General features: G+C 72.7%; 12 protein-coding genes and 1 pseudogene. 7 read left to right on the top strand and 6 right to left on the bottom strand.

Features of this window, described 5'->3' with window-relative positions; all coding sequences use genetic code 11:
- Positions 1-104: 104 nt before the first annotated feature.
- The 3 genes from OO47_RS18660 to OO47_RS18670 all read left to right on the top strand — a co-directional run bounded on the left by OO47_RS18660 (position 105) and on the right by OO47_RS18670 (position 4,183).
- Positions 105-683 carry a TerD family protein gene (locus tag OO47_RS18660; RefSeq protein ID WP_030205232.1) on the top strand — a complete coding sequence of 193 codons (579 nt, stop codon included), beginning with the start codon at positions 105-107 and terminating at the stop codon, positions 681-683.
- A gap of 165 nt (positions 684-848) precedes the next feature.
- Positions 849-2,942 (top strand): TerD family protein, encoded by a 2,094-nt coding sequence (locus tag OO47_RS18665; RefSeq protein ID WP_030205229.1) that lies wholly within the window; start codon positions 849-851, stop codon positions 2,940-2,942.
- Positions 2,943-3,175: 233 nt separating this feature from the next.
- Positions 3,176-4,183: a TerC family protein gene (locus OO47_RS18670; protein ID WP_030205227.1), complete on the top strand. Its 1,008-nt coding sequence runs from the start codon at positions 3,176-3,178 to the stop codon at positions 4,181-4,183.
- An 83-nt stretch (positions 4,184-4,266) separates the two neighbouring features.
- Here OO47_RS18670 and OO47_RS18675 read toward each other — a convergent pair whose 3' ends face one another.
- The 5 genes and pseudogenes from OO47_RS18675 to OO47_RS18695 all read right to left on the bottom strand — a co-directional run bounded on the left by OO47_RS18675 (position 4,267) and on the right by OO47_RS18695 (position 8,044).
- Positions 4,267-5,547, bottom strand: a complete 1,281-nt coding sequence (locus OO47_RS18675; protein WP_030205224.1) for an MFS transporter — start codon at positions 5,545-5,547, stop codon at positions 4,267-4,269.
- 132 nt (positions 5,548-5,679) lie between these two features.
- Positions 5,680-5,880: pseudogene (locus OO47_RS35180) on the bottom strand (MBL fold metallo-hydrolase); the annotation flags it as partial.
- A gap of 262 nt (positions 5,881-6,142) precedes the next feature.
- Positions 6,143-6,442 (bottom strand): DUF6342 family protein, encoded by a 300-nt coding sequence (locus tag OO47_RS18685; RefSeq protein WP_030205221.1) that lies wholly within the window; start codon positions 6,440-6,442, stop codon positions 6,143-6,145.
- Positions 6,443-6,679: 237 nt separating this feature from the next.
- Positions 6,680-7,333: an MBL fold metallo-hydrolase gene (locus tag OO47_RS18690; RefSeq protein WP_030205218.1), complete on the bottom strand. Its 654-nt coding sequence runs from the start codon at positions 7,331-7,333 to the stop codon at positions 6,680-6,682.
- A gap of 9 nt (positions 7,334-7,342) precedes the next feature.
- Complete coding sequence (locus OO47_RS18695; protein ID WP_030205216.1) at positions 7,343-8,044, bottom strand: maleylpyruvate isomerase family mycothiol-dependent enzyme; 702 nt, start codon at positions 8,042-8,044, stop codon at positions 7,343-7,345.
- Between the two features lie 165 nt (positions 8,045-8,209).
- Between OO47_RS18695 and uvrA the strand changes: the two genes are divergently transcribed.
- Together uvrA and OO47_RS18705 are read left to right on the top strand one after the other, a co-directional pair.
- Positions 8,210-11,242, top strand: a complete 3,033-nt coding sequence (gene uvrA / locus OO47_RS18700) for an excinuclease ABC subunit UvrA (protein ID WP_030205205.1) — start codon at positions 8,210-8,212, stop codon at positions 11,240-11,242.
- Positions 11,243-11,602: 360 nt separating this feature from the next.
- Entirely contained in the window at positions 11,603-12,046 is a 444-nt protein-coding gene (locus OO47_RS18705; RefSeq protein WP_030205202.1) for a Rieske (2Fe-2S) protein, read from the top strand.
- 17 nt (positions 12,047-12,063) lie between these two features.
- On the opposite strand, the gene OO47_RS18710 is transcribed toward OO47_RS18705, so the two are convergent.
- The gene (locus OO47_RS18710; RefSeq protein ID WP_030205200.1) at positions 12,064-12,993 is read right to left on the bottom strand and encodes a hypothetical protein; all 930 of its coding nucleotides are present in this window, start codon (positions 12,991-12,993) and stop codon (positions 12,064-12,066) included.
- A gap of 225 nt (positions 12,994-13,218) precedes the next feature.
- Here OO47_RS18710 and OO47_RS18715 point away from each other — a divergent pair, with 225 nt between their 5' ends.
- Both OO47_RS18715 and OO47_RS18720 read left to right on the top strand, forming a co-directional pair.
- Entirely contained in the window at positions 13,219-13,821 is a 603-nt protein-coding gene (locus OO47_RS18715) for a papain-like cysteine protease family protein (RefSeq protein WP_030205199.1), read from the top strand.
- Positions 13,818-14,735 carry a hypothetical protein gene (locus tag OO47_RS18720; RefSeq protein WP_407696321.1) on the top strand — a complete coding sequence of 306 codons (918 nt, stop codon included), beginning with the start codon at positions 13,818-13,820 and terminating at the stop codon, positions 14,733-14,735. Before OO47_RS18715 ends, OO47_RS18720 begins: the two co-directional genes overlap by 4 nt.
- Positions 14,736-14,870 lie beyond the last annotated feature (135 nt).

Here is a 14,870-nt window from a genome sequence, read left to right on the forward strand (position 1 = left end):
AAACCGGACCGCCCCTCCGCGGTGTCAGTGACCCTGCGTAGGGTGCGGAACAACCGCACGCACCGGACAGCGGGCGCGGGGAACGCAACGAGAGGGGCACGCGCGTGACCGTGAACATGACCAAGGGTCAGGCCATCAGCCTGGAGAAGAAGGGCGGGGGCAGCCTCACCCAGGTGCGGATGGGGCTCGGCTGGCAGGCGGCGCCGCGCCGCGGTCTGTTCGGCTCGCGCACCCGCGAGATCGACCTGGACGCCTCGGCCGTGCTCTTCGCCGACAAGCAGCCGGTCGACGTGGTCTTCTTCCGGCACCTGGTCAGCGACGACGGCTCGGTCAAGCACACCGGCGACAACCTGGTGGGCGGCGCCGGGCAGGGCGGCGACGACGAGGCGATCCTGGTCGACCTGGAGCGGATCCCGGTCCACATCGACCAGATCGTCTTCACGGTGAACTCCTTCACCGGTCAGACCTTCCAGGAGGTGCAGAACGCCTTCTGCCGGCTCGTCGACGAGACGAACGGACAGGAGCTGGCGCGCTACACCCTCGACGGCGGCGGCCGCTACACCGCCCAGATCATGGCGAAGGTGCACCGGGCCGGTTCCGGCTGGCAGATGACGGCCCTGGGCAACCCGGCCAACGGTCGCACCTTCCAGGACCTGATGCCGGCGATCCTGCCGCACCTGTAGGCGCTCCGCGCACCACGCACCCACAGCTCCCGGAGGCAGCCGCCGCCGGGAGCTGTCCCGCATGACCCGTCCGGTGCCCTGCATCCGGACGGCCCGTGAACGATCCGTTGGAACCGCACCGGACACGCGAGAACGCACCGGGGAAGCACCGAGGGGACAGAGTCGATGACGGCCGAGCTGGTCCGGGGGCAGAACCACCCCCTGCCCGACACCCGACTGGAGATCCGGGTGTCGGCCGGTCATCCGGTCCTCGCCGGAGCCACCCTCGCCGACGGGGAGGGCAGGGTCCCCGGCACGGAGTGGATCGCCCACCCCGGCGCGCCCTCGCTTCCCGGCGTCGACGTCCCCCGGGCCGCCGCGGCCGACCACCGCCTCTCCGTCGACCTCGGGGCGATGCCCGGCACCGTCCACCGGATCTCGGTCCTCCTGGCACTGACCGGACACGGCGGAGCCGCCCGCTTCGGAGCCGTCGCCGCCCCGTTCGTCGCCGTCGCGGGGCCCGACGGCAGCGAGATCGCCAGCTACACCGTCACCGGGCTCGACAGCGAGACCGCCGTCGTCGCCCTGGAGCTGTACCGCCGCCAGGGCGCCTGGAAGGTGCGCGCCATGGGCCAGGGGTACGAGGGCGGACTCGCCGCCCTCCTCGGCGACCAGGGCCTGGAGCGGCCCGCCGACGCGGCCGCGGCCATCCTGGCGGCGGCGTCGGGACCCGCTCCCGCGGTGACCGCCCCGCAGCCGCGCGTCCCCGAGCCGGAGCGGGTGCCGCGGTCGACGCCCCCGGCCCCGGACTCCGCAGGCCCGGCGGACTCCGCAGTCCCGGCGGTCCCCGCGGCCCCGGACCCCGCCCTCCCGGTCGTCCCGGCCCCGGAGCTTCCGGCCGGTTCGGACCACCCCACGCCCCTGGCCACCCCGGTCGTCCCGGCCCCCGCCTCCCCGGTGGCCTCAGAGCCCCCGCTCCCGCCGCTCCCGCCGGTCGTCTCCGACCCGACGCCGACCGTGCCGGTGACCCCGCCGCAAGGTACGGACACGGGCGCGCGGGCCCCGGGCGGCCCCATCGACTACTCCCACCCCCGCCGCGGGCCCGCCGCCGCGCAGGAGCCCCCGCAGTCCCCGCCGCAGGCCCCGCCCGCGCCGGTCGCCGGGGACGCCTCCGGCTGGTCCATGGACGAGCGCCTGTACAACCAGGTGTGGGGGATGTTCGAGGACCTGGCCCGTACCGCCGCCGCCTACCGCAGCGCCTGTGACTTCGCGGAGTCCCGGCTCGACCGCGAGCTCGACCAGACCCTCTCCGACTACCGCGCGCGAAACGGGGGTGCGAACGACGCCGCCCGGGCGGCCGCCAGGGCCCGGCACGACGAACTGGTGGAGCGGGCCCGGACGGTCCTCGACCGGGACCTCGCCCAGCTCGCGGCCGAGTCCGAGGTGGTCGAGCCGGCCCTGCCGGCCGCCTACGCCCGCTGGGACAACCCCGTCTGGCACGCCTACCGCGTCCCGACCGAGGAGCCGATGGCCGTCCGGCTCGGCGACCTCCACCTGCCCGAGCGGGCCGAGCTGCGGATCCCCATGCTCGTCCGGCTGCCGCTGGAGCGCGGGCTGTGGGTGGACAGCGGCCGGGGCCACTCCGAGGCGGCCGGTCTCCTCGACGAGACCGAGCTGCGGCGGCTCGCCCTGGACAGCGCGGTCGCGCACACGGCCCGGCTGCTCGCCGGGCACCCGGCGGGCGGCTTCACCGTCCACGTCCTCGACGCGGCCGGGGCGGGTGCCGCGTCCCTCGCGCCGCTCGTGGACTCGGGCGTCCTCGCAGCCCCGCCGGCCCGGGGCGCGGCCGGTGTCTCGGCGGTCCTGGAGCAGCTCACCGAGCGGGTCGACCTGCTCCAGATGGCGGTGCGGGCCGGCGCGGCCGACGCGCTGCCGCCCGGCCTCGACACGGCCCGGCAGCTCCTCGTCGTGCACGACTTCCCGCACGGCTTCGACGACCGTGCGGTCACCCGGCTCCGCTACCTCGCCGACGAGGGGCCCTCGGTCGGCGTCCATCTGCTGATGGTGGCGGACCGGGCGGACGCGGCCGCGTACGGGCCGCTCCTCGACCCCCTGTGGCGCTCGCTGCTGCGGCTCACCCCCGTCCCCGACGACCACCTCGCCGACCCGTGGGTGGGGCACGCCTGGTCGTACGAACCGCCGGTGCTCCCGCCGGGCAGCGGGGTCCTGCGGCAGGTCCTCGCGGAGGTGGCGGCCGCCCGCCGGGGAAAGAGGTTCTGACCTGGCATTTTGATGGCCCTTTAGCCTGCCCTTTACCTTCTCTTGGTGTTTCGGGTAGTGTTCTTCACGCGGAGGGGAGTACTCCCCAAGCGCGGCGTGCCCGTCAGTACGGAGGGATCCCAGTGATCCGATCCCGGGGCGTCGGCCCGGCGGCGGTCAGCCCGCCGCTCGGGTGGAAGAGACCTCCGGCAGCGACGACGCTGATCAAGTAGCCGTACGACGCCGGAGGCGCAATGGACGTTTCAACGACCATGTGGGTCCTGACCATTCTCGGTCTGTGTGCCCTGATCGGTGCCGACTTCTTCATCGGGCGCAAGCCCCATGACGTGTCGGTCAAGGAAGCCGGGATCTGGACGATCGTCTGGATCGTGCTCGCGGTACTTTTCGGTATCGGTCTGCTGTTCTTCGGCAACGCCCAGGCGTCCGGAGAGTTCTTCGCCGGATACATCACCGAGAAGTCGCTCAGTGTCGACAACCTCTTCGTCTTCGTCCTGATCATGGCGAAGTTCTCGGTGCCCTCGCACCTCCAGCAGCGCGTGCTGCTGATCGGCGTCCTGATCGCCCTGGTGCTCCGCGCGATCTTCATCGCCGCCGGCGCCGCGATCATCGCCAGCTTCTCCTGGGTCTTCTACATCTTCGGCGCGTTCCTGATCTACACCGCCTGGAAGCTCATCCAGGAGGCGCGCTCCGACGAGGAGGAGGACGAGTTCGAGGAGAACCGCCTCCTCAAGAGCATCGAGAAGAAGTTCGGCGTCGCCGACCGGTACCACGGCACCAAGCTCTTCATCCGGGTCAACGGCAAGCGGGTGATGACCCCGCTGATGGTCGTCATGCTGGCCATCGGCACCACCGACATCCTCTTCGCCCTCGACTCCATCCCGGCGATCTTCGGCCTCACCCAGGACCCGTACATCGTCTTCACCGCCAACGCCTTCGCCCTCATGGGTCTGCGGCAGCTGTACTTCCTGATCGGCGGCCTGCTCAAGAAGCTGGTCCACCTCAGCTACGGCCTGTCGGTGATCCTCGGCTTCATCGGCGTCAAGCTGGTGCTGCACGCCCTGCACGAGTCCGGGGTCCACGTCCCGGAGATCTCCATCCCGGTCTCCCTCGCGGTCATCTGCGGTGTTCTGATCATCACCACGATCACCAGCCTGATCGCCTCCAAGCGGCAGGCCGAGCGGGAGGCCGCCCAGAGCGTGGCCGACGCCGACGGCACCGAGAAGGACAGCATCGGCGCCTGACGCGACGCACACGGCGACGGCCGGCCCGGGAACCCCCTCCCCGGCCGGCCTTCGCCGTTTCCGCGCCCCGGTCCCGGTCGGTCTCAGGCGGGCGCGGGCTCCTTCGCCGGAGCGCGCGCCGGCAGGGTCTCCGGAAGGAGCGCGAAGCAGCCCAGGCTGACCAGGGCCACCAGCGTCAGATACGCCGCCACGCCCCACGGCGGACCCGGAGCGCCCTCGGAGAGCGCGGTGGCCGCGAGGGGAGTCAGGGCGCCGCCGAGGACGCCCGCGAGGTTGTAGCCGACGGCCGCGCCCGTGCAGCGGACCCGGGGCTCGTACAGCTCCGGCAGGTACGCGGAGACCACCGCGAACATCGTGATGAAGGCCAGCAGCGCGCCCAGGAAGCCGAGGAACATCAGCGGCGGCCGCGCGGTGTGCAGCAGCGCCACCATGGGGAACATCCAGAGCGCACAGCCCGTGCACCCGGCCAGGCAGAGCGTCCGGCGGCCCCAGCGGTCGGCGAGGAGCGCCGCGAGCGGGGTGACCGCGCCCATCACCGCCACCGCCGCCATGACGCAGCCCAGCATCACCGGACCGCTCAGACCCAGCCGCCCGGTGCCGTAGGCCAGGGCCCAGGTGGAGACCGCGTAGAAGACCGCGTACCCGACCGCGAGGGCGCCCGCCGTCAGCAGCACCAGCCGCCAGTGGTCCCGGACCACCTCGGCCAGCGGGGCGCCCGCGCGCCGCCCGGACGCGGACAGCTCCTCGAACTGCGGGGTCTCCGCGAGCGAGGAGCGCAGCAGCAGTCCGCCCGCCGCGAGCAGCCCCGCCGCCCAGAACGGCACCCGCCAGCCCCAGGAGCGGAACTCCGCGTCGCTCAGCCCGGCCGTGAGCCCCAGCATCACCCCGTTCGCCAGGAGGAAGCCGACCGCCGGGCCGATCTGCGGGAAGCTCGCCCACAGCGCGCGCCGGCCCTTCGGAGCGTGCTCGGCGGTGAGCAGCACCGCACCGCCCCACTCGCCGCCCAGGCCGAGCCCCTGGAGGAAGCGGAGCAGGAGCAGCAGCACGGGGGCGGCGATGCCGAGCGTCGCGTACGTGGGGAGGCAGCCGACCGCGACCGTGGCGCAGCCGGTCAGGAGCAGGGAGGCGAAGAGGACCGGGCGCCGGCCGTACCGGTCGCCGACGTGGCCGAAGAGGACCGAGCCGAGCGGCCGGGCCACGAACCCGGCGGCGAAGGTGCCGAAGGCGGCCAGGGTCCCGGCGAGCGGGGAGAAGCTCGGGAAGAAGAGCGGCCCCAGGACGAGGGCGGCGGCGGTCCCGTAGACGTAGAAGTCGAAGAACTCGATGGCGGTGCCGACCAGCGAGGCGGCGGCGATCCGGCCCATCGAAGGGCCGGTGGGGGGCGACGGAGAGTGACGGCGGTGCATGTCCCGCGATCTACCCGCCGATCACCCCGGCTACGGGGGCGTGCGGGAGCGCGCCGCTGATGGGGCGCGCGCCCTCCGTCCGCCCTCGGGTCACCAGCCGCGCTCGCGCCACTCCCCGAGGCGGGGACGCTCGTCACCGAGCGTGATGCCCTTGCCGTGGCCCGGATAGACCCGGGACTCGTCCGGAAGGACCTCGAAGAGCTTGGTCTCCACGTCGTGAAGGAGGCTCGCGAAGGCCGCCGGGTCCTGGTGGGTGTTGCCCACGCCGCCGGGGGAGGGGCGCTTCCCCGTCAGCCGTCAGCCGTCAGCCGTCAGCCGTCAGCCACCAGCCGTCAGCCGTCGGCTGTCAGCCCTCAGCCGTCGCCTGGGGGCGGGGGCCGGCCGGCTCCGCCACTTCTGTCCGGACGGATCCGTGGACCCCGGTCGAGTCGCGGACACGAGAGGGGCCCGCGCGACCGTGTCGGGTCGAGCGGGACCTTTGCCGTGCGGGTGGCGGACGGATGCCAGCTTGCTTGGAGCGCGGCCCCGTCGCCTGGCGCAGAGCGGACAGCCGCTAGTAGCGGAGGTCCTTCTGCTCGGTGATCAGGCGGCCGGCGATGTGCAGGTTGCCGTCGGAGTCGAGCACCGCGATGATCTTCTTCGTCGAGCCGTGATGGGTCGTGAAGTAGATCTTGTCCGCCTCCTGGGAGGTGGAGTGGTTCGAGTTCACCGAGAGCTCGATGCTCACGGGAGAACTGATGAGCACGTCCTTCTTGGGCGAGTTCGGGTAGACCTGGTTCTGCCGCAGCTTCACTCGGCCGTGGGTGTCCCCCTCGTCCCAGTCCGTCGCCACTCCGAGGTCGATGTCGGGCATGCGAGTCCCCCCAAATGCGGTGAATGGGCCTTTGGCCCGGGCCACGGCTGAATCTAGGCGGAGCGTGATGGCGAAGTCACTGGGAGTTCCGTGGATGACCGGTTTGTCACCTGAACAGTCCTGAATCGGCGTTCAGGCCATCAATGGGAGAAACGTCCGGAATTCATAGAGACAGCCGAGGGCTTTCGGCTTCACCTCGGTGCGGGTGTGCCGTCGGCTGCGCAACGGGCCCCGCGACTACCAGCCTCGCGCGCGCCATTCCGCCAGGTGGGGGCGCTCCGCACCGAGGGTGGTGTCGTTGCCGTGGCCGGGGTAGACCCAGGTCTCGTCCGGGAGGGCGCCGAACACCTTGGTCTCCAGATCGCCCATGAGGGAGCCGAACTCCTCCGGGTTCGTTGTCCGGCCAGGACCCCCGGGGAAGAGGCAGTCGCCGGTGAAGACGTGGGGGTGGCCGTGCGGGTCGTCGTAGACGAGGGCGATCGAGCCCGGGGTGTGGCCGACGAGCCGGCGGGCGGTCAGCTCGACCCGGCCCACCCGGATCGTGTCGCCGTCCTCGACGGGCACGTCGGTCGCGACCGGGATGCCCTCCGCGTCGTACGCGCCCGCGTAGGTGCGCGCGCCGGTCGCGGCGACCACCTCGGCCAGGGCCTGCCAGTGGTCGCCGTGCCGGTGGGTGGTGACGACGGCGCCGACGCCGTCGTCACCGATCAGCGTGAGCAGTGTCCCGGCGTCGTTCGCCGCGTCGATCAGCAGCTGCTCGCCGGTGGCCCGGCAGCGCAGCAGGTACGCGTTGTTCTCCATCGGACCGACCGCGACCTTCGAGATCATCAGGTCCGCCAGCTCGTGCACGTCCGCAGGGCCGCCGACCTTCACCACTCCGCTGTACGTCATGCGCTCAGCCTATAGCGGGGGCAGCTCCGGGAGGCCGTCGCCGGAGAGGATGACGAGGCGGGCGCCCTTGTCGCCGCGGCCGGACAGCCAGCCGAGGAGTTCGGGGCCGGTGCCCGCGAGGACGACGGGAGTCCCCTCGGTGCCGCCGGTCCGCCAGGTGGGGCCGGACCCGTCCTGTCCGAGGCCGAGCGTCACCGGGGGGACCTCCGGCCGCCCCGACCAGCGGTCGGCCAGGAACTCGGTCTCCCGCAGGACGAACTCCTCCGGCAGGTCCTCCAGGTCGTAGCCGGCGCCGAGGTCGACGTGGTGCAGCTCCACCTCCACCCAGCGGCGGAAGGGGACCCGGGAGGCGCTGTCGGTGACGCCGTTGCGCAGCTCGACCGTCCGGCTCCAGTCGGCGGGCTTCTCGCACACCGCCCGCAGCCGCTCCGCGCTCTCGCGCACGTCGGCGAGCTGCACGTCGAGCGGGCGGTACGCGTCGCGCTCGATGTCGGCCTCGCGGGTCGCGGCGTCCGGGTACATGGGGCGTCCTTCGAGGACGTTCACCAGGGCGTCGGCGTTGCGGGCGAGATGGGCGAGGACATGGCCGCGGGTCCAGCCCGGAAGCCGTGACGGCTCGGCCGTCGCGGCGTTGTCCCAGGAGGCGGCGGCGTCCAGGAGCCGATCGGTCGCCTCCCGTACGGAAACAAGGTCACGCTCGTGGTCGATCATGGCGCCGACCTTAGCGCCGACCGGGCCGGACCACTCGTTCGGGTGAAGAGGTCTCCGGAAGACCGGAAATCGAATGTGCGTGCTATACGCTCGATGGAAGCATCCGGCGTCCCCGGTTGTTGGTGTGTAGGCACATCCGCTCTCTCAAGAAAGGTGCGGACCGGCGTGGCCGACCGTCTCATCGTCCGTGGCGCTCGCGAGCACAACCTCAAGAACGTCTCCCTCGATCTCCCGCGTGACTCCCTCATCGTCTTCACCGGGCTCTCGGGGTCGGGCAAGTCCTCCCTCGCGTTCGACACGATCTTCGCCGAGGGGCAGCGCCGGTACGTCGAGTCGCTCTCCTCGTACGCCCGGCAGTTCCTCGGCCAGATGGACAAGCCGGACGTCGACTTCATCGAAGGTCTGTCGCCCGCCGTCTCCATCGACCAGAAGTCGACCTCGCGCAACCCGCGCTCGACGGTCGGCACCATCACGGAGGTCTACGACTACCTCCGCCTGCTCTTCGCGCGCATCGGCAAGCCGCACTGTCCCGCGTGCCACCGCCCCATCTCGCGCCAGTCGCCGCAGGCCATCGTCGACAGGGTCCTGGAGCTCCCCGAGGGCAGCCGCTTCCAGGTGCTCTCCCCGCTCGTGCGCGAGCGCAAGGGCGAGTTCGTCGACCTCTTCGCCGACCTCCAGACCAAGGGCTACAGCCGCGCCCGGGTCGACGGCGCGACCGTCCAGCTCAGCGAGCCGCCGACGCTCAAGAAGCAGGAGAAGCACACCATCGAGGTGGTCGTGGACCGCCTCACCGTCAAGGACAGCGCCAAGCGCCGGCTCACCGACTCCGTCGAGACCGCGCTCGGTCTCTCCGGCGGCATGGTCGTGCTCGACTTCGTCGACCTCCCCGAGGACGACCCCGAGCGCGAGAAGATGTACTCGGAGCACCTCTACTGCCCGTACGACGACCTCTCCTTCGAGGAGCTGGAGCCGCGCTCCTTCTCCTTCAACTCGCCCTTCGGCGCCTGCCCCGACTGCACCGGCATCGGCACCCGCATGGAGGTCGACCCGGAGCTGATCGTCCCCGACGAGGACAAGTCCCTCGACGAGGGCGCCATCCACCCCTGGTCGCACGGCCACACCAAGGAGTACTTCGGCCGGCTCATCGGCGGCCTCTCCCAGGCCCTCGGCTTCCGCACGGACATCCCGTACGCGGGGCTGCCGCAGCGCGCCAAGAAGGCGCTGATGCACGGCCACAAGACCCAGGTCGAGGTCCGCTACCGCAACCGGTACGGGCGGGAGCGGGCGTACACCACCCCGGCCTTCGAAGGAGCCGTCTCCTTCGTCAAGCGGCGCCACACCGAGGCCGAGAGCGACTCCAGCCGCGAGCGCTTCGAGGGCTACATGCGCGAGGTGCCCTGCCCCACCTGCGAGGGCACCCGGCTCAAGCCGATCGTCCTCGCGGTCACGGTCATGGACAAGTCCATCGCCGAGGTCTCCGCGATGTCCATCAGCGACTGCGCCGAGTTCCTCTCCCGGCTCACGCTCAACGCCCGGGACAAGAAGATCGCCGAGCGGGTCCTCAAGGAGGTCAACGAGCGGCTGCGCTTCCTCGTGGACGTCGGCCTCGACTACCTCTCGCTCAACCGGGCCGCCGGGACGCTCTCCGGCGGCGAGGCCCAGCGCATCCGGCTCGCCACCCAGATCGGCTCCGGCCTGGTCGGCGTGCTCTACGTGCTCGACGAGCCCTCCATCGGCCTCCACCAGCGCGACAACCACCGGCTGATCGAGACCCTGGTGCGGCTCCGCGACATGGGCAACACGCTCATCGTGGTCGAGCACGACGAGGACACCATCAAGGTCGCCGACTGGGTCGTGGACATCGGCCCCGGCGCAGGCGAGCACGGCGGCAAGGTCGTCCACTCCGGCTCCCTGAAGGAACTCCTCGCCAACGAGGAGTCGATGACCGGGCAGTACCTGTCCGGCCGCAGGTCGATCACCACCCCGGACGTCCGCCGGCCCGTGGACCCCGGGCGCCGGCTCACCGTGCACGGGGCCCGCGAGAACAACCTGCGGGACATCGACGTCTCCTTCCCGCTCGGCGTCCTCACCGCCGTCACCGGCGTCTCGGGCTCCGGCAAGTCGACCCTGGTCAACGACATCCTCTACACCCACCTGGCGCGCGAGCTGAACGGCGCCAAGTCGGTGCCCGGGCGGCACACGCGCGTGGACGGCGACGAGCTCGTCGACAAGGTCGTGCACGTCGACCAGTCCCCGATCGGCCGCACCCCCCGGTCGAACCCGGCGACCTACACCGGCGTCTTCGACCACGTCCGCAAGCTCTTCGCCGAGACGATGGAGGCCAAGGTCCGGGGCTACCTGCCCGGCCGCTTCTCCTTCAACGTCAAGGGCGGCCGCTGCGAGAACTGCTCCGGCGACGGCACGATCAAGATCGAGATGAACTTCCTCCCGGACGTGTACGTCCCGTGCGAGGTCTGCCACGGCGACCGGTACAACCGGGAGACCCTGGAGGTCCACTACAAGGGCAAGTCCATCGCCGAAGTCCTGAACATGCCGATCGAGGAGGCCCTCGACTTCTTCGAGGCCGTCCCGACCATCGCCCGCCACCTGCGCACCCTCACCGAGGTCGGCCTCGGCTACGTCCGCCTCGGGCAGCCGGCGCCGACGCTCTCCGGCGGCGAGGCGCAGCGCGTGAAGCTCGCCTCCGAGCTCCAGAAGCGCTCGACGGGCCGCACGGTGTACGTCCTGGACGAGCCGACCACCGGTCTGCACTTCGAGGACATCTCGAAGCTGATCAAGGTCCTCTCCGGTCTGGTCGACAAGGGCAACTCGGTGATCGTCATCGAGCACAACCTCGACGTCATCAAGACGGCGGACTGGGTCATCGACATGGGCCCGGAGGGCGGCAGCGGCGGCGGCGTGGTGGTCGCCGAGGGCACACCGGAGGAGGTCGCCTCGGTCCCGGCGAGCCACACCGGCAAGTTCCTCCGCGAGATCCTCGGCGCCGACCGGATCAGCGACGCGGTGATCCCGGCGGCGCGCGGCACGAAGAAGACGGCGGCGAGGAAGACGGCGGTGGCGAAGAAGGCCGCCACCACGAAGGCCGCCCCGGCCAAGAAGACGGCCACCGCGAAGACGGCGGCCGCGACCAGGGCGACCGCGGCCAAGAAGACGGCGACCCGGGCCCGCAAGGCCTGACCCGAACCGCCACCCGGGTCACCCGGCAGGGCCCCGCCGGGCCCCCGCCGGACCGGTGCGCCCCCGCGCACGGACCCCCGCCCCACCCGGCGGGGCTCCGTGCCGGGGGCGTCGTCGTACCCGCGCTCCACGCGTACGGGGCTCCTCCGGTACGGGCGGGCCGTCGCCGGCCGCTCGCCCGGCACCAGCCGTACCAGGTCGGGCTCCTCCGGTACGGGCGGGCCGCCGCCCCGGAGGCCCCGCTCGTACCCACGGCCCCCGCGACCCGTGCGCGGGGCCCGCCGGTATCGTCGGTTCGGTCACCGCTGGGGTGTCTTGTCCCCGATCCGTCGTCCTCGCCGATCTCACCGTGGAGCGCTCATGTCCGGCCAGTCCAGCCGTCGCACCGTACTGAAAGGCGCCGCCCTCGCCGGTGCCGCCGGGCTGGGGGTCGCCGCCTGCTCCACCGAGTCCAAGCTCGGCCACGCCGAGGTCCCGACCCCGACCGCCCCGGTCCCCCTCGGCGCCCCGGACGAGGTCCCGGTCGGCGGCTCCAAGCTCTACCGCGAGCAGCGCCTCGTGGTGAGCTGTCCCGCCGAAGGCCAGTACAAGGCCTTCAGCGCCCAGTGCACCCACGCGGGCTGCGTCCTCGACAAGGTCGAGGCGAACGAGGGCAACTGCCCCTGCCACGGCAGCCGCTTCGACACCACGACCGGCAAGGCGCTCCGGGGCCCGGCCACCGTCCCGCTCCCCGAGGTCCCGATCCGCGTCGAGGGCGGCAGGCTCGTCGCCGGCCCCGAGGCCGCCGAGACCCCCAAGGCCTGACCGACGGGACGGACGGTTCAGGACCAGTCCCAGTCGATCCCCAGGATCCCCGGACGCACCCCCTGCTCCACCACGTGCACCGTGCGGTGCCGGCCGCTCAGGGTCAGCTCCGCACGGCCGCCGCGCGGCGCCCCCGCCGAGGCCTGCGCGAACCTCCGGCACCGCACCGGAAGCGCCGCCTCGTCGAAGCGCACCTGGAGCACGTACTGCCCGCCCGCGAAGCTGAACCCGCGCACGTACTCGCCGCTCGCCCCCGCGGTACCGTCCTCGAAGCCGTACGAGAAGAGGTACGTGTCCCCGGCCCGCAGCCGCGCGTCGAAGAGCAGCTCCGCGACCAGCACCCCCGTCCCGGCGTGCCACCGCACCCGCCCGGTCCGGCAGTTCTCCACCGCCCGCACCACCACCCGCGACGGGTCGCAGCCCGGGTCCCCGTGGTGGATGGCCAGATAGCGGTCCACCCCGTCCCGGTGCGCCCGCACCACGTGCTGGGACTCGCGCCCCACCAGCTCCCGCCCCGCCCCGATCCGCACCCGCTCGTGGTGCCCCACCGTGTGCAGCCCCCCGTCCGTCGGGCACTCCAGCTCCGCGAGCAGCTCCTCGACCGAGCCGGACGCCTCCACCAGCGAGCGGTACGAGCGGCCCGCCGGGCGCTCCGCCTCGGACCGGGCGGCCGTGTCCTCCGACAGCAGCCGCAGCAGCGAGTTCCCGGGGAGCTGGAGCACTTCCTCCAGGGCCCGGACGGCCTTCAGGGACTCCGGACGCTGCGGGCGGCGGGCGCCCTGCTGCCAGTAGCTCAGGCTCGTCACCCCGACCCGGACGCCCCGGTGCGCCAGATGGTGCTGGACCCGCTGGAGCGGCAGCCCGCGCACGGCGAGCGCGGTGCGCAGCGCCAGATGGAAGGGACCGGTGTGCAGGAGCTGCGCAAGATCGGCCTCGGTGTGGCTCACGAGGACTCCTCGGTGAACGTTCACGGTGGGGGAGCGGACCGTCGTACCGCCGGGGACGGGCGGGCAGGTGGGGCGAGGGCGTCCGTTCACACCCGGGTCACACCGTTCACAGTCCGATGTCACCCCGCATTGAAGCGTGTTGACCCCGACCGGACAACGGCAGATGCTCCTGACCAGCGTCCGGACGCGCTCCTCCACACCCCCACCCCACCCGGGAGGAACGCGATGCGCAGAAGAAAGCTGAACCTCGCGGCGCTCGCCGCGGCCGCCCTCTTCCTCGTCCCCACCACCTCGGCGTCCGCCGCGCCGGCCGGTGAGGGCGCCTCGGCCCTCGCCCAGGCGGCCCTCGCCTCCAAGCGCCTGAACATCACCATGCAGGCCCAGCAGAAGAGCAACTGGTGCTGGGCGGCGGCCGGCAACACCATCGCCACCTGGTTCGGCCGCGGCTACAGCCAGAACCAGTTCTGCAACGCCGCCTTCAACCGGCAGCAGGGCTACGACTGCCCCAACAACCAGGCCACCCTCGGCAACGTCCAGACCGGACTGAGCTGGGCCGGCGTCCGCCCCGGCTCGTACGTCACCGGCTGGCTGCGCTACCCCACCGTGCAGACCGAGATCAACGCCGACCGGCCGATCGAGACCCGCATCCAGTGGTCCAGCGGCGGCGGGCACATGCACGTGATCTACGGCTACGACGACGCGAGCAGCTGGGTCTACTGGGGCGACCCCTGGCCCTCCAGCGACCGCTACAACTGGGCCTCGCACGCCTGGTACGTCGACAACAACTCCTTCTCCTGGACCCACTCGCTCTACCGGATCGGGGCGTGACGACCGTGACCACCGTGATCGCCGCGACCACGCACGCGCGTGCCGCCGCCGCCGGGCTCCTGACGGCCGCCGCCCTCGTCGCCCTCGGGACCGTCCCGGCCACCGCGGCCGAGAGCCTGCCGTCCGCCCCCACCCCCGAGCGGGCCGCCTCCGCGCCGGGGACCCTGGACACGCTGTCCCGGTTCTTCGCCAGTGACGGCGCCGGGGCAGGGGCCGCACGTACGGCAGGCGTCCCGGACGCCGGGGGCGCCCCGCGCGTCGAGGGCTCCTCCGTCCCCGTCCGGATCCTCTCCCCGGACTTCGTCGCCGGGAAGGCCGGGGCCCCGATCGCCCGCGTCGAGTTCCGCGCCAGCCGGGCCGTCGCCCCGGACGGGCGGAAGGCCTCCCTGTGGACGGTCGAGGGGGCGGACGGCTGGCAGGTGGTGAACATCGCCACCGGCGACGACGAGATCCGGTACGCGGAGCGGGGCGGGCGCCTGCTGCCCGGCGGCCTCGTCTTCCGCGAGCCCCAGATCGACGCCTGGTACGTCCAGAAGGGCGCGAAGGTGCTCCCGCTGGACGAGGACGCGGTGCGGGCCGTGGGGAAGAACGGGACGAGCCTCGCCGCGTACCGGGAGCGGGTCGCCCGGGCGTACGGCGACAAGCTCCCCGGCTCCGCCTATGCGAGGAAGGGCGCGGCGGGCGGGTACGGGCCGCAGGGGGCCCCGGTGCAGGCGGCTCCCGCGCCCCTGGCCGCTCCCGGATCCCGTACGGACGCCTCCGGATCCCGTACGGACGCCTCCGGGCCCCGTACGGACGCCTCCGGGGCGTCCGCCGCCACCGTGGCCGGCGTCGGCGCCGCCCTGGTCCTCGCCCTGACGGCCGGGACCGCGATACGCCGCCGCCGGGCGGCCGGGAGCGGCCCGGCGGCCTGACCCGGGGCGCGGGTCCGGTCCCCCGGGCCCGCGCCCCGGCCCTGACGCCCCCGTGCGGGCGGGTCTCCGCCCCGCCCGCACGGGGCCCGGGCGCGGTCGCGCGCCCGGTCGGAGTGTCGGTCCCCGCCAGTAGGG

Source organism: Streptomyces bikiniensis, from assembly GCF_000716625.1.
GTDB classification, from domain to species: Bacteria; Actinomycetota; Actinomycetes; order Streptomycetales; family Streptomycetaceae; genus Streptomyces; species Streptomyces bikiniensis.

Excerpts from the sequence above, each read along its gene's own strand:
- OO47_RS18705 (WP_030205202.1), top strand. The coding sequence starts at position 11,603 with ATGTCCGGCCAGTCCAGCCGTCGCACCGTACTGAAAGGCGCCGCCCTC.
- OO47_RS18675 (WP_030205224.1), bottom strand. The coding sequence starts at position 5,547 with ATGGGCCGGATCGCCGCCGCCTCGCTGGTCGGCACCGCCATCGAGTTC.
- OO47_RS18690 (WP_030205218.1), bottom strand. The coding sequence starts at position 7,333 with ATGACGTACAGCGGAGTGGTGAAGGTCGGCGGCCCTGCGGACGTGCAC.
- OO47_RS18695 (WP_030205216.1), bottom strand. The coding sequence starts at position 8,044 with ATGATCGACCACGAGCGTGACCTTGTTTCCGTACGGGAGGCGACCGAT.
- OO47_RS18715 (WP_030205199.1), top strand. The coding sequence starts at position 13,219 with ATGCGCAGAAGAAAGCTGAACCTCGCGGCGCTCGCCGCGGCCGCCCTC.
- OO47_RS18685 (WP_030205221.1), bottom strand. The coding sequence starts at position 6,442 with ATGCCCGACATCGACCTCGGAGTGGCGACGGACTGGGACGAGGGGGAC.
- OO47_RS18670 (WP_030205227.1), top strand. The coding sequence starts at position 3,176 with ATGGACGTTTCAACGACCATGTGGGTCCTGACCATTCTCGGTCTGTGT.
- OO47_RS18665 (WP_030205229.1), top strand. The coding sequence starts at position 849 with ATGACGGCCGAGCTGGTCCGGGGGCAGAACCACCCCCTGCCCGACACC.